At 72.7% G+C, this 22,156-nt stretch carries 15 protein-coding genes and 1 pseudogene; 8 read left to right on the top strand and 8 right to left on the bottom strand.

The annotated features are described in order from the left end of the window. Both ACFV57_RS09080 and ACFV57_RS09075 read left to right on the top strand, forming a co-directional pair. Window positions 1-1,297: thioester reductase domain-containing protein (locus tag ACFV57_RS09080; protein WP_385227535.1), on the top strand; the 1,297-nt coding region annotated here is incomplete at its 5' end. Between the two features lie 37 nt (window positions 1,298-1,334). Further along, window positions 1,335-2,177: pseudogene (locus tag ACFV57_RS09075) on the top strand (adenylosuccinate lyase); the annotation flags it as partial. A gap of 677 nt (window positions 2,178-2,854) precedes the next feature. Here ACFV57_RS09075 and ACFV57_RS09070 read toward each other — a convergent pair. Then, the gene (locus tag ACFV57_RS09070; protein WP_385227532.1) at window positions 2,855-3,145 is read right to left on the bottom strand and encodes an acyl carrier protein; all 291 of its coding nucleotides are present in this window, start codon (window positions 3,143-3,145) and stop codon (window positions 2,855-2,857) included. Between the two features lie 1,170 nt (window positions 3,146-4,315). Between ACFV57_RS09070 and ACFV57_RS09065 the strand changes: the two genes are divergently transcribed. Both ACFV57_RS09065 and ACFV57_RS09060 read left to right on the top strand, forming a co-directional pair. Further along, window positions 4,316-7,840, top strand: coding sequence for an ATP-binding protein (locus ACFV57_RS09065; RefSeq protein WP_385227529.1), 3,525 nt, complete (start codon window positions 4,316-4,318; stop codon window positions 7,838-7,840). Between the two features lie 345 nt (window positions 7,841-8,185). Beyond that, entirely contained in the window at window positions 8,186-10,909 is a 2,724-nt protein-coding gene (locus ACFV57_RS09060) for a M4 family metallopeptidase (RefSeq protein ID WP_385227526.1), read from the top strand. 81 nt (window positions 10,910-10,990) lie between these two features. On the opposite strand, the gene ACFV57_RS09055 is transcribed toward ACFV57_RS09060, so the two are convergent. Next, the gene (locus ACFV57_RS09055) at window positions 10,991-12,214 is read right to left on the bottom strand and encodes an erythromycin esterase family protein (protein WP_385227523.1); all 1,224 of its coding nucleotides are present in this window, start codon (window positions 12,212-12,214) and stop codon (window positions 10,991-10,993) included. A gap of 69 nt (window positions 12,215-12,283) precedes the next feature. On the opposite strand from ACFV57_RS09055, the gene ACFV57_RS09050 reads away from it, so the two are divergent. Further along, complete coding sequence (locus tag ACFV57_RS09050) at window positions 12,284-13,039, top strand: TioE family transcriptional regulator (RefSeq protein WP_385227520.1); 756 nt, start codon at window positions 12,284-12,286, stop codon at window positions 13,037-13,039. A 311-nt stretch (window positions 13,040-13,350) separates the two neighbouring features. Continuing rightward, entirely contained in the window at window positions 13,351-13,590 is a 240-nt protein-coding gene (locus ACFV57_RS09045) for a chaplin (protein WP_385227517.1), read from the top strand. 147 nt (window positions 13,591-13,737) lie between these two features. Here the strand turns inward: ACFV57_RS09045 and ACFV57_RS09040 are convergent, their stop codons facing one another. Beyond that, window positions 13,738-14,574: an SDR family oxidoreductase gene (locus ACFV57_RS09040; RefSeq protein ID WP_385227514.1), complete on the bottom strand. Its 837-nt coding sequence runs from the start codon at window positions 14,572-14,574 to the stop codon at window positions 13,738-13,740. A 161-nt stretch (window positions 14,575-14,735) separates the two neighbouring features. Between ACFV57_RS09040 and ACFV57_RS09035 the strand changes: the two genes are divergently transcribed. Together ACFV57_RS09035 and ACFV57_RS09030 are read left to right on the top strand one after the other, a co-directional pair. Continuing rightward, the gene (locus tag ACFV57_RS09035; RefSeq protein WP_385227511.1) at window positions 14,736-15,608 is read left to right on the top strand and encodes a helix-turn-helix transcriptional regulator; all 873 of its coding nucleotides are present in this window, start codon (window positions 14,736-14,738) and stop codon (window positions 15,606-15,608) included. A gap of 164 nt (window positions 15,609-15,772) precedes the next feature. Beyond that, on the top strand, window positions 15,773-16,627 hold the full coding sequence (locus ACFV57_RS09030) for a poly-gamma-glutamate hydrolase family protein (RefSeq protein WP_385227508.1): 855 nt from the start codon (window positions 15,773-15,775) through the stop codon (window positions 16,625-16,627). Between the two features lie 125 nt (window positions 16,628-16,752). On the opposite strand, the gene ACFV57_RS09025 is transcribed toward ACFV57_RS09030, so the two are convergent. From ACFV57_RS09025 to ACFV57_RS09005, 5 genes are all read right to left on the bottom strand, one after another. After that, complete coding sequence (locus ACFV57_RS09025; protein ID WP_385227505.1) at window positions 16,753-17,595, bottom strand: SDR family NAD(P)-dependent oxidoreductase; 843 nt, start codon at window positions 17,593-17,595, stop codon at window positions 16,753-16,755. Window positions 17,596-17,768: 173 nt separating this feature from the next. Then, a complete protein-coding gene (locus ACFV57_RS09020; RefSeq protein WP_385227502.1) occupies window positions 17,769-18,860 on the bottom strand; it encodes a glutamate--cysteine ligase in 1,092 nt (363 codons plus the stop codon). A gap of 122 nt (window positions 18,861-18,982) precedes the next feature. After that, the gene (gene sbnA, locus ACFV57_RS09015) at window positions 18,983-19,966 is read right to left on the bottom strand and encodes a 2,3-diaminopropionate biosynthesis protein SbnA (protein ID WP_385227499.1); all 984 of its coding nucleotides are present in this window, start codon (window positions 19,964-19,966) and stop codon (window positions 18,983-18,985) included. Window positions 19,967-20,042: 76 nt separating this feature from the next. Next, complete coding sequence (gene sbnB / locus ACFV57_RS09010; RefSeq protein ID WP_385227496.1) at window positions 20,043-21,137, bottom strand: 2,3-diaminopropionate biosynthesis protein SbnB; 1,095 nt, start codon at window positions 21,135-21,137, stop codon at window positions 20,043-20,045. Continuing rightward, entirely contained in the window at window positions 21,134-22,138 is a 1,005-nt protein-coding gene (locus ACFV57_RS09005) for a TauD/TfdA family dioxygenase (protein ID WP_385227493.1), read from the bottom strand. The genes sbnB and ACFV57_RS09005 overlap by 4 nt, the downstream gene beginning before the upstream one ends. Window positions 22,139-22,156: the final 18 nt, after the last annotated feature.

The following is a 22,156-nucleotide window of genomic DNA, read 5'->3' as shown; positions in this document are numbered from 1 at the left end:
CGCGCACGCGGCGGCGGTGGACCGGGCCCTGCGCGCCGGCCGCGCCGGCCGGCGGGCCGCCCCGGGGCCCGCCACGGAGGCGGACTTCCTGCGCGAGGCGCGCCTCGGACTGCGCCTGCCGGCGGCCCGCGGCCCCGCCCCCGACTGGCGTGATCCGGCGCGCGTCCTGGTCACCGGCGCCACCGGCTTCGTGGGCGCCTTCCTGCTCGACCGGCTCGCCCGGGTCACCCGCGCCGAGCTGCTGTGCCCCGTACGGGCGCGGGACGCGGCGCACGCGCGGCGCCGGGTGTGCTCGAACGCCGCCAGGTACGGCCTCGACGCCGCCCCGTACGAGCACCGCCTGACCTGCTTCCCGGCCGATCTGACCGCTCCGCGGCTCGGCCTGTCCGAGGAGCGGTTCGGGCAGCTGGGCGAGGCCGCCGAACTGATCCTGCACGCCGGGGCGCACGTCAACTTCCTCTATCCGTACGCCGCTTTGCGCCCGGCCAACGTGCACGGCACCCGGGAACTGGTGCGGCTGGCCGCCGCGCGGCGCACGCCCCTGCACTTCCTGTCCACCATCGCCGTTCTGGCGGGCTTCGGCACCGCCGGGGTGCGGCAGGTGGCCGAGGACACGCCGCTGGCCCATGCCGACCATCTGACCATGGGGTACGCGGAGAGCAAGTGGGTGGCCGAGCGGATGCTCACGGAGGCGGCGGAGGCGGGGCTGCCGGTCGCGGTGCACCGGCCGTACGAGGTCACCGGCGAGGAGCACACCGGCATCTGCAACACCGAGACGGCCATCAGCTCCCTGTTCCGCGTCATCGCGGAGACGGGGGTGGCGCCCGACGTGCCGCTGCCGCTGGACTTCGTGCCGGTCGACCACCTGGCCGCCGCCGTGGTCCACCTGGCGACCCACGAGCCCGCCGACGGCCGCACCTACCACCTCACCAACCCCCGGCCGGCCCGCCTCGCCGACATGCTGGCCCGGATGCGGGCGGCGGGCTACGGCATCCGCGAACTGCCGTACGACGCCTGGGTCACGGAGCTGGTCCGGCACGTGGCGCGCCATCCCGGCAGCCCCACGACCCCGTTCGTCTCGCTCTGCGTGGACCGCAGCAACAAGTCCGACATCAGCGTGAAGGAGATGTACCTCGATGACGTCTTCCCGCGGCTCGGACGCGCGAACACCGACCGCGGCCTCGCGGGCAGCGGACTGCGCTGCCCGCCCACCGACGCCGCCCTCCTCGACCGCTATCTCGCCTTCTTCCGCTCCAGCGGCTTCCTGCCGCCGCCGCTCCCCCGCGGCGGCACCTGAGCCGGCCGCCTCCCGCGGCGCCCTCCCGGACGACGTCCTGGCCCGAGACTGGGCCTCCCCGGCCCTGGTGGACCTCTGGTCGCCCGAGCGCAAGGTGGTGCTGGAGCGGCACCTGTGGCTGGCCGTGCTGCGCGCGCAGGCCGCGGAGGGGGTGCCGGTGCCGCCCGCCGCGACAGCCGCGTACGAGCGGGTGGTGGACCGGGTGGACCTGGCCTCCATCACGGAGCGGGAGCGCCGCACCCGGCACGACCTCAAGGCCCGCGTCGAGGAGTTCAACGCGCTCGCCGGCCACCAGCACATCCACAAGGGCCTGACGTCCTGCGACATCACCGACAACACCACGCAGGTGCGGGTACGGCTGTCGCTGGAGCACCTGTACGGCCGGGCCGGGACCGTCGTGGAACTGCTGCGCCGACGGGGCGCCGCCACGGTCGCCCATGAGCTGCGCGGGGCCGCCCTGCGGCTGCGGGCGCTGGCCGCCGGCTACCCGCTGCGCGGCATCAAGGGCCCGGTCGGCACCGCCCAGGACATGCTCGACCTGCTCGGCGGCGACCGGGCGGCGCTGGCCCGCGTCGAACGGCGCGTCGCGTGGCATCTCGGCTTCACCCGGGTCGTCGGCTGTGTCGGACAGGTCTACCCGCGCTCGCTCGACTACGAGGTGCTGACGGCCCTGCCCGGCCTGGCCGCGGCCGCCGCCAGGGGCGGGGACCGGCGCGACCGCCCGTGGGACCGCGTCCGGGAACTGGCGGTGGTGCTGCACGGGTACACCGTCATGGCGGCGGAGGTGACCGGCGATCAGTGGAACGAGGGCGACGTGTCCTGCTCGGTCGTACGGCGGGTGGCTCTGCCGGGTGCGTTCTTCGCCGCGGACGGCGTGCTGTCCGTGCTCGACGGCTGGTGCCGTGCCGGTCCGGGGACCGCTGACCCGCGCCCCGGCGGGCCGGAGGAAGCCGCGGAGTAGCCGGGGCGTTGCTTCCCGAAACGGCGGGGTCCGGGCACGGCCGTGGATGCCGGTGCCGTGGGCCACCGTTGCGCGCTCTCATTGCGCCGAAGGAAATTATCGGTAAGCAGCGTGTTGCATTCAAGCTCCCGCGTCTTTTGCGCGGGCGGCAGCTCCTTGTATCCGCGAGGTCACGTACCGCATGGCAAGGAAGTCGGCGAACGCTTCGCCCCGGCCCTTGCGGAGCGTATGGCGATACGGCCATTGCCGTAACGGAGTTCGCGCGGGAAGCGCCCTTTCGGGCCTGTGCGGCGAACTGGACGAACCGATGGAAAACCCGTCAGCCGTCCCCGTCGGTCCGTGCGTACGGCCAGGACACCGCCGCGCGGCCCGCATTTGACCGTTCACCGTCAAGCGGTTCGGGAAACACCCGGCGGACTCCGCCTCGGGCCGCACTCCGGGCGCGAGTGCGGCCGCCGGAAGGCCCACGGCCCTTGCCGCACCGGCGGCGAGGAAGTAGCCCGCCCGGCCCCGGCCGTGTCCCCGAAGGCGCGTCGACGCCGAAGCCATGACCTGCGGCGCACCGCCGACCGGAGGCGCGCGGACAGCGGGCCCGACTAGTCCGCACGCGGCATACCGCCGTGTTCGAGGCCTGCATGGGGGCGATTTTCAGCCATTCCTCCGACGAACGCGTCGATGTCGGCCAGCGACACGAAGTCGTTGGCGAGCAGGTCGTCGTCGCTGATCGGCAGCGCGAAGTCGACCTCCAGGAACGACATGAGCTGGATGTAGCCGAAGGAGTCGATGACGCCCGCTTCGAAGAGGTCGGTCTCGGCCGTGACCTCCGCGCCGAATTCGACAAGGAAACGCTCTTCGATGAAGTGCTGGATCTTCTGCGTTCTGTCCATGTCTCGGGTCCTGCTTTCGAGGGGGGAGAGTGGGGGTGACGGCCGTGCGGACCTTTTCCACGCCGCGCGGCAGCGGCCTGCCATTCGCCGCTTCGCATTCCGGCTCGGGGGCGACGGAAAAGGAAGGGTGGACGCCGTCCGCCCGGCGGACCGCTTCGACCGGTTGTGATGCTCGACGCGTCGGCGCCGACGCCCCGTCCGTCAGGGCGGCGGGCGACGACGGCAATGACGGCCGAAGCCGCATTTGCGAAGGTGAACTTCCGTGGGAATACCTGGAACCCGGCACGCGCCGACGCCGTACAGCGGGCGCGAAAGGGCGCGCTGACCCGGCACGTAACGAAGTGGATCTTCCTGCGGCGCAGGACGGCGCGGACCGTGCGCACCGGCCCGGCGGGGCCCGCCGGCATTCCGCCGCCGCACGCCGCGGCCGTCACTTCGCCGCGCTTCTCGACGAGACCGGGCCCCGCCCGGAAAACGAACGCGGCCGGCCGGCGGAGAGGCGCCGCATTCGCCGGGGCCGCGCCGCGCGTCGACGGGGTAAAGGGCGGGCCGGGCGCACTGCGCCGGGGGTGGCGGCCCGTCCGGATCGTCGCGGTACAGCGCGGCGCGGCCGCATTCCGAGAGGCCGCGGACGATTCGGGGGAAGGAGCCGGGACGGCTTCCGAAGTCGTCCGCGTTCATGCCGGGAAAGAGCACCCCCCGGCCGGGGCTGAGGATCGCGAAGCGCACGGCGCCTCTCAGGCGGTCGCCGTCCGACGGGCAGGCGGATGCCCGATGTTGCCCGTTTCGCAGGGGGCCGGGCGGTGGCCGGCGCGGCTGTCGTGGCCTTCAGTGTGCATGTCGTCCCTGTTCGCGAGGTGATTGCCGGTTCGGTGCGACGCACCCGCCCCGGGCCGGCGACGGGGGTCCACCGGCCCGGTGAGCGGGCTCCGCCATCGTGCGACACCCCCCTTGCGAGCCCCTGGTCCGAACGCTGGCAAACGTTTGCGTGCCACCCCGCGACGACTTTCCGCCCCCTTGTCGTTTCGCTTGCCGGACGCTTGCCGATGGCTGGTTGCCGATCTTTGATCGGCCGACCACATATGCCATGATCACTTTCCGGATGGACCCGCTTACAGTCCGGCACGTCCCCCTTGCACAGCCGCCGGCGTGAGAACGATTGGGACCGACATGCGCGCACCCCACACCCCGCACCACACCCCTGTGACGGAACCCTCGGGCAGCACCGAGCCCGTACCGGGCACGAGCCCCACCGGTCCCGCACCGGACGCCCCCGACCCCGTCCTGTGCGTCCTCGGCCCGATGTCGGCACGGCTCGACGGCGAAGACCTCCCCCTCGGCCCGCCCCGGCGGCGGGCCCTGCTCGCCCTGCTCCTCATACGACTTGGCAGAGTCGTTCCCACCGAACTGCTCATCGAGGAGCTCTGGCTCGACGGCCCGCCGCAGCACCCCGTCGCCACCCTCCAGAGCCACCTCTCCCACCTGCGCCGGGTGCTCGCCCCGGCGGCCGGCCTGGGCACCTCGTCCGTACTGCGCTACCAGGCGCCCGGGTACGTGCTCCAGCTCGCCCCGGAACAGATCGACGCGTTCCGCTTCGAGCGGATGGTCGCCGACGGGCGCCAGCTCCTGGACCGGCGCGACCCGCGCGGCGCCCGCGGCCGGCTCACCGACGCCCTGGACCTGTGGCGCGGCTCGCCCTACACCGAGTTCGGCTCCCAGCCGCCGCTCTCCGACGAGACCGCCCGCCTGGAGCAGGTCCGGCTCACCGCGCTGGAGTCCTGCGCGGAGGCCGGGCTCGCGCTCGGCGCGGCCGAGGAGGTGGCGGCCGAACTGGGCCTGGAGGTACGCCGCCACCCGACCCGCGAACGCCTCGTCGGCCACCTGATGACGGCACTGTCCCGTCTGGGACGGCAGGCCGAGGCGCTGGAGGTGTACGAGCGGACCCGCTCGCATCTGGTGGAGGAATTCGGCGTGGACACCGCCGTCGAACTCCAGCGGGTGCACACCGCCATCCTCCGGCAGGAGCTGGGCGACGACGGCCCGGCCCCGGCCGCCCGCCCCGCACCCGTCCAAGCCGGACCACCCGGCTCCCCCGCCCCCGCGCAGGCCGAGACCCCGGCGACGAAGACGGCCGCACGCACCCCGGAGACGTCGGCGGCGGTCCGGGACTCCGGAACAAGCCGACCGGTGCGGAGCCCGGACGCTTCGGACGGGCGTACGGCGGCGACCGGAGCAGCACGGAGCGCGCGGGCGACGGGCCCGCGGCAGGTACAAGCGGCGGACCAGGCTCTCCCGTCACAACCGGCCTCCGCACCCGCACCCGCACCCGCACCCGCACCCGCACCGGACAACGGCCCGGACCCCGGCGGGACGGAAACCCCCTGGCCGTTCATCGGACGCGACCAGGAACTGCACCGCCTGGTCTCCGCGTCGGCCGGCGCGATCACCGCGCAAGGGCACGTGTCCTGCGTGCTCGGCCCCGCCGGTGTCGGCAAGACACGCCTGCTGATGGAGCTCGCCCAGGCCCTGGAGCCCGACGGCGATGTCCTCGAAGTCGTGTGGAGCCACTGCTTCCCCGGCGAGGGCGTACCGCCCTACTGGCTGTGGACCCAGGTGCTGCGCCACCTGTCGAGCACCCGGCCGGACTCCTTCCGCGCCGCGACCGCGCGCTTCGACGCGCTGCTCGCCCCGGTGATGCCCGAGCGGTCGGCCGGCCCCGGCGGGCAGGTGCACGAGGAGGACTGGGCCCAGGCGCGGTTCCTGACCCATGACGCGGTCTGCGAGGTGCTGCTCACGCTGGCCGCCGAACGCCCGCTGGTCCTGCTTCTGGAGGACCTGCACTGGGCCGACGCCGCCTCCCTCGACCTGCTGCGGCTGCTCAGCACCCGCCGCCAGGGGCACCGGATCAGCATCGTGCTGACCGCCCGGGACTTCGAGGCCGACTCCGACGCCACGATCCGCCGCATCCTGGCCGACATCCTCCGGGGCCCCAGGACCGAGACGCTGCGGCTCTGCGGTCTGTCCCGCAGCGCCGTCGCGGCCCTGGTGGAGGCGCAGGCCGGGAGCGGCGTGGGCGCCGACGTCGTCGAGGCGCTGCACCAGCGCAGCAAGGGCAACCCGTACTTCGTCATGCAGCTCCTGTCCCTCCTCGGCGACGTGCGGCGCCTGCACGAGCCGGGCGCCACCGAGGTGCTGCTGGCGCAGATACCGACCGGCGTGCGCGAGGCGCTGCGCCAGCGGTTCGCCGCGCTGCCGGATTCCGCCCTGCGGGTGCTGCGGCTGTGCGCGGTCATCGGCACCGAGATCGACACGGACCTGCTGCACCGCACCGCCACCGAGGACGAGCCGGTCGCCCCGGCCCTGGAGGCGGCGATCCGGTCGGGCCTGCTCGGCGAGGACCCGCACCAGCCCGGACGGTTGCACTTCGTCCACGCGCTGGTGCGCGAGACGCTCGTGGACGTGCTCGCGCGCGACGAGCGCCACCGGCTGCACGCCCGCGTCGCCGAGTCGCTGAGCGAACGCGGCTGCGCGCAGGTGGCGGACGAGGAGTTCGAACGCCTCGCCCACCACACCTGGCACGCGCAGGACGCGCTGCCCGCCGGGGAGGCTCTCCCCCGCCTGCTGCGCGCCGCCGAACAGGCCGAGCAGCAGCTGGCGTACGAGAAGGTCGAGACGTGGCTGCGGCGCGCCGTGCACCTGGCCGGGCTGCTGCCCCGCGACGACGGGTCGGCCCGCGCGCTGGAGCAGCGCCTGTACATCCAGCTCGGGCAGTTGCTGGCCACGGTCCGCGGCTACGGTGACGCCGAGGCGGAAGCGGCGCTCAGCCGGGGCCGCGCCCTCGGTACGGTCACCCGCGCGCCCGAGGACCCGTCGGTGCTGTGGGCGCTGTGCTCGGCGTTCCTGGTCACCGGCCGCTACGACGAGTCCCGGCAGTTCTCCCGGCTGCTGCGGGACATCGGCAACCGTACGCGCCATCCGGTGGCCCAGCTGGGCGCTGCGTACGGCAAGGGCGTCGCGCTGCACGTACGCGGCCGGCTGCCGGAGGCGCTGGCGGAACTGGAGCGCGGCGTCGGGCTGGCGGATCGTTTCGCCCGGGAGGGCCGCACCCTGGCCCGTACCTTCCAGCACGACCCGCGCGTCTCCTGCCGCTCCTACGACTCCTTCACCCACTGGATTCTGGGCGACCGCGACACGGCGAGCTCACGCCGCCGCCAGCTGCTGAGCCTGACCACGTACGAGAGCAGGCCCTCCGACCGCTCCTTCGCCCTGTACGTGGACGCGGTCCTCGCCGCCTGGGAGGGCGACGCCGACACGGCGCGCGCCTCCGCCACCGAGGGCGCGCGCGTGGCGGAGGAACACGGGCTCCTGTACTGGAAGGCGATGCTGCGCCTGGCCCAGGGCTGGTCCCTGACCCACCAGGGCCGCCACGACGAGGGCCTCACACTGATGCACACCTCCCTCGCCGAACTCCGCCCCTCCCGCTCCCACTTGCGGCTCCCCCTCCACCTCGGGCTGCTCGCCCAGGCCCAGCACCACGCCGGCCGCCGCGACGACGCCACGGCCACCCTCCGCAAGATGCTCGCCGTCATCGAACACCGCCGCGAACACGTCTACCTCCACCCCGCCATCCCCGCCACCACGCTGCTCCACGACCTCCTCGGCCGCCACGTGGCGGAGACCGCCCTCCTGGGCTGATCCCGCCCCCTCCGCCCCGGAACCGTGGTGCGCGGTCACCGGACCACCACCACGGTTCCGGGGCGGACGGCGAGCCGTCACGGCGCCCCGCGACGCGTCCCCCACAAGTCCGGAAGTCACCCACCGACTTGTGCCATTTCGTTGTGGCGTTGAACCGGTCGCCGCTTGCATGTCCCCGTCCACATAAGTGACGGCTGCCGGGCACGGGGGCAGAAGACGGAAGGAGTCACCTTGCGTGAGCGCAGAGCGCGGGGCAGAAGAGCGGGGTCCGGGAGACCCGACGGTTCACGTGGGTCACGTGGAGCGGGTGGGACGTGGCGGGGCTGGGGTGGCGCGGCGGCGCTGATGGGGGTCGCCGCGCTGGTGGCTTCGGCGGTGCCCGCCGGGGCGGCGTCCGCGGGGACACCGGCCGGGCCCGGTGAGGTGGTGCCGGGGCAGCGTACCGCCACCCCCGCCCTGGTGGACGGCATCCGGGAACCGGCCAAGGGCACGGGCAGCCCGGCGGACGCGGCACGGGGTCACCTCGCGGCGAAGGAGGGCCGCTACCACATCGGCGATCCGGGGCGTGACCTGCGGCCCGTACAGACCGTGGACTCCGGCGGCCACGAGGTCGTACGGCTCCAGCAGAAGCACCGGGGCGTGGACGTCCTGGGCGGGCAGTACGTGGTGCGGATGGAGCGCAAGGGCGGCGAGCGGGTCGTCACCGGTACCTCCGGCAAGTACTTCACCGGGCTGCGGACCGGCGTGGAGCCCGAGGTGGACGAGACGCTGGCGGTCGAGCGGGCGGTCGACGCGACCACGGACCGGCTCCTGGGCAAGCGGCCGCCCCGGCAGGACGCGCAACCGCTGGCCGGTACGGACCGCGGGCTGGTCGTCATCCCCCGGGGCGCGGGCCTGCTCACCCGGCACGTGACCGTGCGGGGCACCCACCCGGTCACCGGTGAGCCGGTGCTGCACGAGGTGTACGTCGACGCGCGGTCCGGGTTCCCGGTGCTCCAGTACAGCGGGATCAGGACGTTCCGCGGCCCGGAGACCGGAACGACGGACCGCGCACAGAAGAGCGGGCCCGCCGGCGCGGCGGCCGAGGAACCGGGGGTCAAGGGCTCCGGGGTCAAGTACGACGGGAAGAGCGTCGAACTGCCCGTGGCGTACGAGGAGTCCCGTAAGGCGTACGTCATGCGGGACCGCACCCGCATGGCCCACTCCAGCAAGAACACGCTGTCCACGTGGGACGCGCGCGGCAAGGACGTCAGCGAGGTCTCCCCGTCGTGGCCGTACGACATCACGGAGTTCGGCTCGCCCACCCCGGCCTTCGGCCCGGAGGCCACCGAGGCGGGCGCGGTGGACGCGCACTGGGCCGCCGGCCGGGTCTACGACTACTACCGCGAGCGGCACGGCCGCGACAGCCTGGACGGCCGGGGCATGGCCGTCAACTCCCTGGTGGGCGTGACGCAGTTCGGGCAGCCGTACGTCAACGCCTTCTGGGACGGCGAGAAGATGGTCTACGGCGGCGGTGACGCCGAGTACCGCGCGCTCTCCGCCGGTCTGGACGTCGTCGGGCACGAGATGACCCACGGCATCGTGCAGCACTCGGCCAACCTCGTCTACGCGGGCCAGTCCGGCGCCCTGAACGAGGGCATCGCCGACTACTTCGGCAACGCCATCGAGACGGACACCTACGGCATTCCCATGGACAGCCCCGCATCCGGGCTGCTGGGCGAGACGCTGTGCCGGACCAAGCCCCCGGGCTCCTGCGCGACCCGTGACCTCAACGACGGCCGGACCACCTCGAAGTCCTTCCTCGGGGTGTCGTTCTCCACCGACAACGGCGGCGTCCACCTCAACTCCACGATCTTCTCAGGCGCCCTGTGGGACCTGCGCGAGGATCTCGGCACGACACTGGCCGACCGGATCGTCTACAAGGCGCTGACCGAGTACCTGACCCCGCTGGACGGCTTCACCGAGGGCCGCGCCGCCGTGCTCGCCGCCGCCCGCGCCCTGGGCGCGACCGACGTACAACTGCGCACCGCCGAGCGGGCGTTCAGCGCGCACGGCATCGTGCCCGGCTGGGAAATGGCGATGGGCGTCGACTCCGACCAGCTCCTGGGCCGGGTCAACACCGACGGTGCCGCGTCCGGGGCGGGCGGCGGCTGGTGGGCCGCCTCGAAGTCCAACGACGACGGCACCGAACCGTACTCGGTATGGGCCGGACCGGCCGACGGCAGCGGCCGGCAGAAGCTGATGAGCCCCAACGACGGGCGCTACCACGTGCATCCGGCCACCGACGGCAGGACGGTGGTGTGGATGGCGTACAACCGCAGGTCCGTGGACGTCCTCGCGCGGCCGATCGCGGGCGGTCCGGTCAAGAAGCTGTGGTCCGCCCGGCGCGGCGCAGCCGACCTGCGGGTCGAGGGTGACGTGGTGGTGTTCGGGGCGCAGTCCCGGCCGGGCCTGGAGAGCGTACGGTACGTACGGCTGAGCGATCCGACCGTGCGGAAGGTCGACGACGAACAGGGCCTGCGCACCAAGTACCCGTCCCTCGCGAACGGCCGGATCGCGTACGGCACCATCCGCCGCGACGACACCGGCCGTGTCTTCGGCGTGGAGACGCTGGATCTGAAGACGGGCAAGCGCACGCGGATGGGGCAGCTCGGGACCCCGACGAGGCTCGGGCCGACCGCGATCACCGGCAAGCACGTCTTCTGGCTGGTCCCCGCGGACGACGACTCGGGCCGTACGGCGCTGCGCCGCGCCGATCTGGACGGTACGGGGGTGACGGACCTCAGTCCCGGCGAGGGTCCGGACGCGCTCATCGGCTCCGATCTGGTGGCCACGGACGCGGCGGTGACCGTCGCCGCCGCGACTCCCGACACCGTGTACCGCAACGAGACACTGTCCAAGCTCTGGCAGTTCCCGGCCGACGGCGGACAGCGGGGCCGGGTGTCCTGCAACCGCGGCGAACAGGCGTGGCCTGCCACGCCGGGCGGCCGGCAGGTGGTGTGGGTGGACGGTACGACCGGCTACACCGACCTGGTCACGCGGACGCGGCCGGCCGGACGCTGCGACTGACGGCACCCGAACGGGGCGGGCGGCGGACTGCCACCCGCCCCGCGCACCGGGCTCCGGAGTCCGCGGGCGCCGCGGAACGCTCTACGCCGCCTGCGCGCCGCCGGTGCGGTCCGGGACGTCCTTGACGAACATGAGCCCGTCGAATGCGGTGAGGTGGGCCGGATCGAGCGCGGCGTAACCGAAGTACGGGGACACGCGGGGCGCGGGACGCGTGTCCCCGAAAGCGGTGGCCAGCCGCAGGGCGTCGACGACGCAGTGGTCCTCCGGGAGCGCGTACAGGAGTCCTTCGACGGTGTCCGGCGGCGGGGTGTCCACGCCCCGGTGCCGGATGGTGCCGAGGGCGGTGGCCACGAAGGCGTACTCCTCGCCCAGCTGCGCGCTCACGATGGCGCCGGCGCTCCACCACTCCACCAGCGGCTGGTCCCACATGCGCATCGTGCTCCTGTGGCGTTGGAGATGGGCGTTGTGGGCGTGGACCAGTGCCGGGCCCCGCTCGGCGAGGGCGAGGAGATTCTCCGCCATCATCCGGTCCCGCAGGCTCACCAGCCGCGTCATACGGGCGGGTGAGGTGTCGGCCATCCAGAAGTGGTAGCGCAGCAGCCCGGTGGCGGTGCGCGCGTACAGGCGTGCCCGGTCCCAGTCGTCCCGGGACACCTCGATCAGGTGCGGCGTCTGCGCGTCCAGCAGGGCCTCCAGATCGTCGGCGAGCAGCCGCAGCTCCCTGGCCTCGGCCGTCTGCCCGACGGACCGGGCCGGGTCCGTCATGACGGCCGGGTCGGTCCACCGGTCGTCGGCGCCGAGCAGGCGATCGAGCGTCCCGGCGGTGCAGGGGAGCAGGTCCGCGTCCACCCGGGCCGCGAGGTAGCCGTGCAGCGCGGTGAGGGCCTGCCGGGGGCTCTCGGCTCCGGTGATCTCCAGCGGGCCGTCGAATCCGGCGAAGCGGAGCCGCTCGGCGGCGGGGCGGCCGTCGTTGTACTCCCGTATCCAGCGTACGAGTTCGCGGTTGGCGGCGGACGCGCCGAACCCGTGGCTGAAGCCCCGCTCCATGACCTCGTCGAGGGTGCCGGTGCCCGAGGTGACGTAGTCGTCGACGGCCAGGCCCAGCAGGCAGTCGCTCTCGATCGCGATCGTCCGGTAGCCCTCCTCCTCGACGAGTTGCCGGAAGAGCCCGTTGCGCAGATCGAGCAGGATGTCCTCGCCGTGGGTGGGCTCTCCCAGGGCGAGCAGTCGCGGTCGGGCCGGAAGCAGCCCCATGACGGCGGCGGCGTCGACGGGGTGGGCGATGTCCTTGATGCAGGTGTCCATTCCTTCAACGGTATCGTTGAACCCTCGGTTGAAACTTTGGTCGCGATATCTTCCGATATCGTCGAACCCATGGGACGAAACCTTCAAAGCGGGGTACGGCTCAGGCCGGTCGACCTGGCGCGCGGGCACGGTCTGTCCACGCAGGCCGTCAGGAACTACGAGGAGGCCGGCATCCTCCCGGCCGCCGAACGCACACCGAGCGGCTACCGCACCTACACCCCGCTGCACGCGCGCGCCCTGGACGCGTTCCTCGCCCTGGCGCCCGGCCACGGGCACCGCACGGCGACGTCGATCATGCGGGCCGTGAACCGCGCGGCGACCGACGAGGCGTTCCGCCTCATCGACGAGAGCCACGCCCAGCTCCTCGACGACCGGCAGACCCTCCAGGCCGTGGAGAGCGCCCTGCGCGACCTGGCGCCCACCACGGCGCCCGGGCCCGACACGGCGCCCGCGTCGGCTTCCGCCTCTGCCTCCGCGTCCGGCGGCACGTTCATCGGACCGCTGGCGGACAGGCTCGGCATCCGGCCCGCGACGCTGCGCAAATGGGAGCAAGCGGGCCTGGTACGCCCGCGCCGCGACCCGCTGACCGGATACCGCGTCTACGACGAGGCCGCCGTACGGGACGCCCGCCTGACCCACCAGCTCAGGCGGGGCGGCTACCTGCTGGAGCAGATCGCCCCCCTGATCGCCCAGGTGCGGGCGGCCGGTGGTCTGGAGCCGCTGGAGGACGCGCTGAGCGACTGGCGCGGCCGGCTGTCCGCGCGTGGGCGCGCGATGCTCTCCGGGGCCGCCGAGCTGGAGTCGTACCTCCGCGCACGCGAATGACACTTCGGCCGACTGACCGCGAACTGGCCCTGGGGAAAAGCCGATTCATGGGTTTTGGCGCCAGGCTTCAGCCCTGCCGAACACGCATGTCGGCCATCACCGGAACGGACGCCCGATCCCCAACCTCCGGAATTAATACGCTGATTCGATCCACCCTAAATAGAGTGAACACCTTCCGTTCCTCACGACAAACGACGCCACATCAGGTTGATTGGAGTCGGCGGCCCGCCAGCCGTGGCGGCGGAGCACCGGGTGTTCTCCGCCAGGCCGCCGCCTGTCCTTTTTTCTCAATGTACGAGGAGCAACATTCCATGTCGCGTGCCATCAAGACTGCCGCTGCCGCCGCGGGAACCTGCGCCATCCTCCTGGGCGGCGCGGGCCTCGCGGCTGCCGACTCCGGGGCCCAGGGCGCGGCGCTGAACTCGCCCGGCGTGGTGTCCGGCAACACCGTGCAGGTCCCGGTCCACGTGCCGGTGAACGTCTGCGGCAACAGCATCAACGTCATCGGGCTGCTGAACCCGACCTTCGGCAACACCTGCGTCAACGACTGACGTTCACTTCCTGAAGCGTCACCGCCTCCGGGCGGACAGGCGTGCGGTACCCGGTGCGGGGCGGCTGGTCGGCCGTCCCGCACCTTTTTTGCGCCTGCCGGGAGAGGGTTGTCCCGTCCTATTCGCCGGTGCCGCGGAGGGTTTTCGTCACCCGGTGACCGCGGCCGCCACCGAATGGGCGACCTCGCGCTGCGCCTCGTGTTCGGCGAGCCGGGCGGTGAGGGCGGCGCGGACGTCCTCGTAGGTGTCGGGGCCGAGCGGGAGGCGCAGCGGTGTCGCGCCGGAATCGACGAGGGCGATCATCGCGTCCGCGGTCTTCTCCGCGCTGTTGGGCACCGGGAAGAGGCCTTCGAGGAACGCCTGCCGGGTTCCGGCCGCGGGCGTGTTCTCGTATGCGGACAGGGGCGGCGCGGTGTCGAGCGAGGCGCCGAAGCCGGTGGGGGTCGCGCCCGGCTCGACGATGGTCAGGGCCGTGCCGAAGGGGGCGATCTCGCGGGCGACGGTGTCGCAGAACCCCTCGATGCCCCACTTGGCGGCGTGGTAGTAGCCCAGGCCCGGATAGGTCGTCTGGCCGCCCGCGGAGGACACCTGGAGGATGCGGCCCCGGCCCTGGGCCCGCAGGTGCGGGAGCGCGGCGCGGATGACGTGGACCGAGCCGAGCAGATTGGTGTCGACGACGCGCCGGATCTGCTCGTCGGACGCCTCCTCGACGGAGCCGAGGAGACCGTAGCCGGCGTTGTTCACGACCACGTCGATCCTGCCGAGTGCCTGGAACGCCTCGGTGACGACGTGGCGCACCCGTTCGGTGTCGGTGACGTCGAGCCGGGCGGTCCACAGCCGGTCGCCGTGCTCGGCGTGGAGGTCGTCGAGCGCGCCGGGCCGGCGGAACGTGGCGGCGACACGGTCGCCACGGGCCAGCAGGCGTTCGGTGAGCAGTCGTCCGAAGCCGGAGGAGGCGCCGGTGATGAACCAGGTGGTGGTCATGGTGATTCTCTCTGTGGTGGTGCCGATACCGGCAGGAGGTCGCCCCTGGAGGACCGGGGCACCCACCATGCAACGGCAGCCGCCCGTACGGAGGGAGACTGCGCTGTGAGGGGTACTGGCAGGGCCCCCCACCCGACGCGCGGCCTGCCTACCCTGGCCCCATGGACAACCGGGACGCAGTCAGCGCCTTCCTCCGCTCCCGACGCGACAGGGTCACCCCCGAACAGGCCGGCTTGCCGACGTACGGGCAGCGGCGGGTGCCCGGCCTGCGCCGGGGCGAGGTCGCCGCGCTGGCCGGGGTGAGCGTCGAGTACTACACGCGCCTGGAGCGCGGCAGCCTCAAAGGCGTCTCCGACAGCGTGCTGGACTCCCTCGCCCGTGCCCTGCGGCTCGACGACACCGAGCGCATGTACCTGTACGACCTCGCCCGCGCCGCGGGGCCGGCGCCCGCGGCGCGGGCCCGGCGGCGGGCGGTTCGGCCGACGGTGCGGCCGAGCGTGGCGCGGATCGTCGAGGGGATGCCGGAGCTGCCCGCGTGCGTGCTGAACAGCCGTCTCGACGTGCTGGCCGCCAACCCGCTGTGCCGGGCCCTGTACTCGGAGATGTACGCCGACCCGGCCTGCGGGGCGAACGTCGCCCGGTTCGCGTTCGTCACCCCCGGCGCCAGGCGGTTCTACCGCGATTGGGAGCATATGGCCCGCTTCGCCGTGGGCGCGCTGCGCATCGAGGCGGGGCGCAACCCGTACGACCGGGAACTGTCGAACCTGATCGGTGAGCTGTCCACCCGCAGCGACGCCTTCCGGGTGATGTGGGGCTCCCAGGACGTACATGTCTTCCGCGACAGCACGAAGCGCCTCAACCATCCGTTCGTCGGCGATCTGGAGCTCGATCAGGAGACCATGAACCTGCCGGACGAGAGCGGTCTGTGCGTGATCGTCTACAGCGCGGCCCCCGGAACCGCCGCCGCGGACGGCCTGAAGCTGCTCGCCGGCTGGTCCGCCGCGACCACGGCCGGCCAGGAGCAGGACGCGTGACGCACCGGCGGCCCGCCGCCCGAGCCGTCGTCACGACCGCGCCGGCGGACGGGCAGCGGTCCGTGTAACACCCTCGGACAGTGGCACGACGTGCCCGGGGCCCTGTATGACTTATCCGTACTTCTGAATGCGATTCAATTTGGAAAGGTCCCATCATGCCCGTCATGCCTTCCATTTCCGCCATGTCCACCCCCAGCAGACGCACCCTGCTCGCCGCCGCGACGGCCACCGCCGCGGCCCCCTTCCTCACCGGGATCACCGCGCGGGACGCCTACGCCGCGGCGCGGAAGGACAACTTCGCGTCCAACACCGCTTTGTACGCGGACCCCTCCGTCGTCGAGGGCACGGACTACGCCCGCCGCCACCGCCGCCACGCGATGTTCGACGACAGCCGCACCGAACGCTCCGGCTTCGCCCGGTCGGTGATCCTCGCCCCGCATGGCGGCGGCATCGAGACCGGCACCTCCGAGCTGTGCCTGGCCATCGCCGGATACCACCCCAAGGACCTCGCGCCCAAGCCGCCCCAGGGCCCCGTCCACGACTACTGGATGTTCGAGGGCATCCGTAAGAAGGACAACGGCGAACTCCACGTCACGTCCACCCACTGCGACGACCACGTCGCCCGCTCGCTGTGCGCCGGGAGCCTGAACGCCCTGAGCCTGCACGGCTGCAAGCCCGAGCAGGCCCAGCTGCCGAGCGGCACCCCCGCCGTCCTCGTCGGCGGCCTGAACGCCACGCTGCGCTCGTACCTGATCGCCGAGTTCAAGGCGGTGGGCATCCGCGCCCAGGACGCCACCGGCATCGCCGACCTCGCGGGCACCGACCCGGACAACATCGCCAACCGTACGATGCTCGGCAAGGGCGCCCAGCTGGAGATCACCACGCCGCTGCGCGAGTCGATGTTCCCCGACAACAGCGCCGACGGGCGCAAGGAGAACCAGAAGCAGATCTTCTGGGACTTCGTCGACGCCGCCCGCGCCGCCCTCCAGCGCCTGGAAGCGGGCCAGAAGATCCTGTAGGCCCCGCGGTCCCACGGTCGGCCGGACGGACCTCACTCCCCCGCCGACCGCAGCCCCGCGCCCCCGGGCCCGGCCCGGACGCGGCCCGACGCGCCACCCCACGGGGTCTGCCGGGCCGCACCGGGTCAACGCCCCGGCGGAGGCAGCAGCGTCGGGTTCTCGCCGTCGAGGATCTGCCGGGTGCGGTGCCGGATGTGCTCCTCGTATTCCGGGTGCGTCAGGACGTAGAAGCGCTCCTCGCGAATGGCGCGCACCACGTGGTCGCCGATGGCTCGGGGGCGGACACCGAATTCCTCGAAGGCCTTACGGGCCGCGTCGAACGACCAGTCGTCCGGGAACGGGCCGGCGTCGGAGAAGCGGGCCGGCCGGTTGCGCCCGGAGAGGTAGATGCCGGTGTTCACGAGGCCGGGGCAGAGCAGGGAGATCCGCGGTTTGCGGCCGTCCTCGACGAGTTCCAGGTGGACCGTCTCCGACAGGGACACCACGGCCGTCTTCGTCGCCCCGTACAGCGAACCGCCCGTCAGCAGGCCGGCCATCGACGCGGTGTTGACGATGTGCGCCTCCTCGTCCTGTTCGATCATGACCGGCAGGAAGGTGCGGAGACCGTGCACGACCCCCATCAGGTTCACGCCGAGGACCCACGCCCAGTCGTCGAGGGTGCTCGTCCAGCTCGGCTTGCTGCCGGTGTGGACACCCGCGTTGTTGCACAGCACATGGACGGCGCCGTACGTGCGCAGGGTGGAATCGGCGAGCGCGGTGATGTCGTCCACCTGCGCCACGTCGGTGACGACGGCGTGCACGTCGGCCCCGCCGTCCCGTAGTTCCGCCGTCGTCGAACGGAGCACCGCCTCCTCCACGTCGCTCAGCACGACGCGCATTCCCTCGTCGACGAACGCCTCGGCCATGCCCCGCCCGATTCCGCTCGCGGCGCCGGTGACCACGGCGACCTTGTTCCGCAGCTCGCGCATGTCCCCTCCTGTCCGCGGCCGTGCCGCGTCGGCGCCACAGACTAGGGAGCGGGCGGCGGCGCGGGCATCGGCCGCCGGGCCGATGTGCCCGGGCGCCCGCTCGGCTACGGTGAAAATGGCGAAGTGGGCGCCTCAGCCAGCAAGTTGGTCGGACTCGCTGTCCGCGTTCCGTGTCAGTCGAGGGTGCGGCGTACGCACTCGGTGACCATGCCCCGCAGGCTGCCGGTGCTGCGCAGCAGCTCCCGCTGCACACGGGCGCCGTTGCCCGTCTTCAGCAGGGTGGCCAGGGCTTCTTGGACGGCCAGGACGTCGCCGCTGTCCTCCAGGGCGTCCCGTACGTGGTCGAACAGGGCCTGTACCACGGCCTCGGCCGGGGCCGGGCGCATCGTGACGGGGTGGACGAGCTGGTCTTCCAGCCCGGACCGGGCGGCCCGCCACGTCGCCAGGCGCAGCAGCGAGACGGTGTGGCGCGCTGGCGGGACGCCGTCCCGCCACTGGCGTGCCGCCGTCTCCACCAGGCCCCGGGCCAAGGCGGCCAGCAGCACGGTGGTGGACGGGTCCAGGCAGACGTCGGCGACCCGGATCTCGACGGTGGGGTACGAGCGGGCCAGGCGCGCGTCGAAGTAGACCATGCCCGCGTCCTTCAGTACGCCGCTGGCCGTCATCGCGTCCACCTGTTCGTGGTACCGGTAGGCCGATCCGAACACCTCGACCGGCCCGGCCGACGGCCACCGCCCCCAGACGCGGTTGCGGTAACTGCCGTACCGGCTGTCCTCGCCCTGCCAGAACGGCGAGTTCGCGCTCATCGCCAGCAGCACGGCCAGCCAGGGCCGCATCCGGTCCAGCACGGCCACGCCCTCTTCGTCACCGTCCACGGAGACGTGGATGTGGCAGCCGCACGTCAGCTGTTCCTGTGCGGTGAGGCCGAAGTGCTCGGCGAGCCACCGGTGCCGCTCGCCGCTGCCGATGGTCGGGTTCACCTCCAGCGGGGAGGTGCCCAGGGCGGCCACCGACGCCTGCAGGCCCGCGGCGTGGCGTGCCGCCTCCGCCCGCCACCGCCGGATCTCCTTGTCGAGGCCCCCCATGTCCGTCTGCGGCCGGGTGGCGAACTCCAGCTGCTGCCGGTGCAGCTCGCTCTCGAAGACCTCCTCGTTGCCCAGGGGGTCCTGCGAGGCTGCTGCGAGGACGGCCGCCGAGAGGGCGCGTGGCTCCCCGGTACGGGCGTCCACCAGCAGCAGCTCTTCCTCCACACCCACACTGCGCACGTCGTCCACCCTTCTCCGCCTCCGGAATGCCGCTCGCGTACCCCGGCCCGGGCTGCCCACGCCCCGGGTTTCCCGGCGCCGGTCAGCCTACGGCCGGGGCTCGCGACGGCGGCGGAGGCGGGTCAGGCCGACCGCGCGCCCGTCAGTCCGTCGGCGGTGAGCAGGTCCTCTCCGTAGAGGTCCTGCAGCCAGTTCGACTGGTAGACGGTGTCGAGGTAGCGCTCCCCCAGGTCGGGGGCGATGGCGACGGCGGTGAAGCGGTGCGGGTGGTGGCGGGTGAGCCAGCTGGTGGCGCCGCTGACGACGGTGCCGGTGGAGCCGCCGAAGAGGAAGCCGCGTGCGGCCAGGCGGTGGCAGGTGCGGATGGTGTCCTTCTCCTCCACTTTGATGACCTCGTCGACGAAGGACGCGTCGAGCAGGTGCGGCGGCACGCTGGTGCCCAGACCGGGGATCATCCGGCGGCCCGGCGCGCCTCCGAAGGACACCGAGCCGACGCTGTCGACCGCGATGACGCGCACCGGGCGGTGCCATTTGCGGAAGTAGCGGGCGCAGCCCATCAGTGTCCCGGTGGTGCCGGCGCCGACGAACAGGACGTCCAGGAGCGGGAACTGCCGGGCGATGGCGGGTGCCGTTCTGCGGTAGTGGGCCCGCCAGTTGTCGGCGTTGGTGAACTGGTTGAGCCAGACGTAGTTCTTGTCGGAGGCGGTCAGGTTGCGTACGTAGTCGATGCGCGCGCCCAGGAAGCCCATGCGGGCGTCCGGCTCGGTGACGACGTGCACCTGACTGCCCAGTGCCTCCATCATCCGCCGGGCCGACAGATTGCAGCGGGCGTCCGTCACACACAGGAAGCGGTATCCCTTGCTGGCCGCGATGATGCTCAGCGCCACCCCCAGGTTCCCGGACGAGGATTCGACCAGGGTGGCGCCTGGTGTGAGCACACCGTCGCGTTCCGCGGCCGCGACCATCTCCGTCGCGGCCTTCAGCTTGATCGATCCGGCGAAGTTGAAGCCCTCGCACTTCAGGAAGAGCGGGTACCCGAACGTCTCCCGCAGGTCGACGTAGAGGTCCTCCTCGTTGAAGTCCAGGGGTAAGGATATGACTGGCACGTGGTCCCCCCTCGTTCAGTGCACGCAGTCGTTCAGCCGGGACGGCGCGGCCGGTTCCTCTGTACCGGCGCCGCTGTCACCCGTACCGGCGCAGTTCGTGGAAGAAGTCGTCGATGACGCGCAGGTCGCCGGAGCGGGCCACCGCGTCGTGGACGAAGGCGCCGACGGCGAGATCGAGCACCCCCAGGCCGAAGGGCGAGAAGACCACCGTCCGGTCACCGGGCACGACCACCCGGCCGGCCAGCACGTCCGCCAGCGTCCCGTCGAGGAAATCGCGGTTGCCGGTGAGCTGTTCGGCCAGGTGGGGCGAGGTGTCGGCCTTCAGGCAGTGGTCGACGTCGTCGACGATGTTGGCCGCGTCGAGCAGGATCTCGGGGGCCAGGTCGCGCAGCGAGATGTGCAGCACCAGCGGGTGGTGCGCGAACCACGCCGGGTCCGCGACGTGCGGCCGGGCGGCGACGGTGGCGAAGACGACGAGGTCGCTCGCGCGGATCAGCTCTTCGGGGTCGGTGTGGACGGTGACGCGGGTGGCGGCGGTGGCCGGCCGGCGTTCCGGGTCCGTCCGCGAGGCCTCCAGGTACCTGCCGAAGCCCGCCGCGCTGTCGGCGGACACGTCGTACAGTCCGATCGTGTCGAACTCCCAGCCGGTGGCGGCCAGGAAGGTGTGGATGTAGCGGGCGATCAGACCGGTGCCGAAGAATCCGGCGCGCCGTGGGCGCGGCCGGCCGCGGCTGAGCCGGTCGGCTGCCGCTGCCGCCGAGGCCGCCGTCCGGGTGGCGCTGATGATCGAACTCTCCAGGCAGGCGTACGGGTAGCCGGTGGCGTGGTCGTTGAGGATCAGCACGGCCGAGGCCCTGGGGAGGCCGGCCGCGACGTTCCGCGGGAAGCTGGAGATCCACTTGAGGCCGTCCACGGGGGCCTGCCCTCCGATCGAGGCGGGCAGGGCGATGATCCGGGAGTCCGGGCGGTCGGTGAAGCGCAGGAAGTAGGACGGCGGGTTGCTCGTGCCGCCGTCGCCGTGCAGCCGGTAGGTGTCCTCGACCAGCTGGACGACCTGCTGCTCGCGGCCCCGCAGGGCGCTCTGCACCTGTGCGCCGGAGATCACCGCGAAGGGCGGTACGTGCGGGCCGTCCGGTCCGGCGGGTGTCCCGGCGGGGCTGGTGAGGGTCATGAGGCCACCGCCTCGCCCGCGGGGGCGCAGACGGTCGGGTGCACCACGTCGGTCATCCCGACGAGCACCTCGCGCGCCCCTTCGTAGGGTTCCCTGCTGTGCGCGGTACGGACGTTGTCGACGAGCATCAGGTCGCCCGCCTGCCACGGCTCGCGCGCGGTGTGCGCCTCGTAGACGGCGTTGAGCAGCTGTACCACGTCCTCACCGATCGGGTCGCCGCCGCCGTAGCGGGTGTTGAACGGCAGCGCGTCGGCGCCGTACACGTCCGTCAGGTACTCCCGCACCTCGGGCTCCATCGTCCATTCGTTCAGGAAGGCGATCTGGTTGAACCAGCAGCGGTGGCCGGTGACCGGGTGGCTCAGCACGGCGCTGCGCCGCTGCCGGGTGCGCAGGCCGCCGTCGGGCTGCCAGGCGAACTCGATGGCGTGGCCGCGGCAGTAGCGTTCGACGGCGAGGCGGTCGTCGGTGCCGAACGCCTCGGTGAGGGAGGCGCCGATCTCGTCGTTGTAGCTTCTGGTGAGCAGCCAGCCCTCCTGCTCGAAGCGTTCGGTCAGCTCCTTGGGCAGCGCGTCGAGGACGGCCGGGGCGTCGGCGACCGCGGTGGCCCCGCCGCTGCCCGGCGCGGTCAGGCAGGCGAAGAGCAGCAGGCCGGGGGCCTCCAGGGTGTAGCTGAGTTCATGGTGCATGCACATCGGCTGGTAGGACGGCCACTTCGCGGAGGAGTACACGCCGTCGGCGTACTCCCGTCGCGGCGCGAAGGCCTCCCGCTCCGTCAGCAGGCCGGTGGCCAGGTGCCGGAAGACGGCGCCGGCCTGGTGGGCGTCGCGCAGCCCGAGGCCGCGGACGAGGACCGCGCCGTGCTCGACGGCGAGGGCGCGCAGGGTGTCCCGGTATCCGGCGGCCCAGCTCGCGGCGTCGCCGGTGGGCTCGGCCAGGAGGACCGGGGGCATGCCGGGGAGCAGGTTCACATCGAGTGGCGGGGTGGAGGAAGGGTGTGGCATGGGAGGCCCTTTCGGATG

The sequence above is a fragment of the Streptomyces sp. NPDC059788 genome (assembly GCF_042732265.1).
In the GTDB taxonomy this organism is placed as follows: Bacteria; Actinomycetota; Actinomycetes; order Streptomycetales; family Streptomycetaceae; genus Streptomyces.
This window is presented reverse-complemented; position numbering and strand designations above follow the sequence as displayed.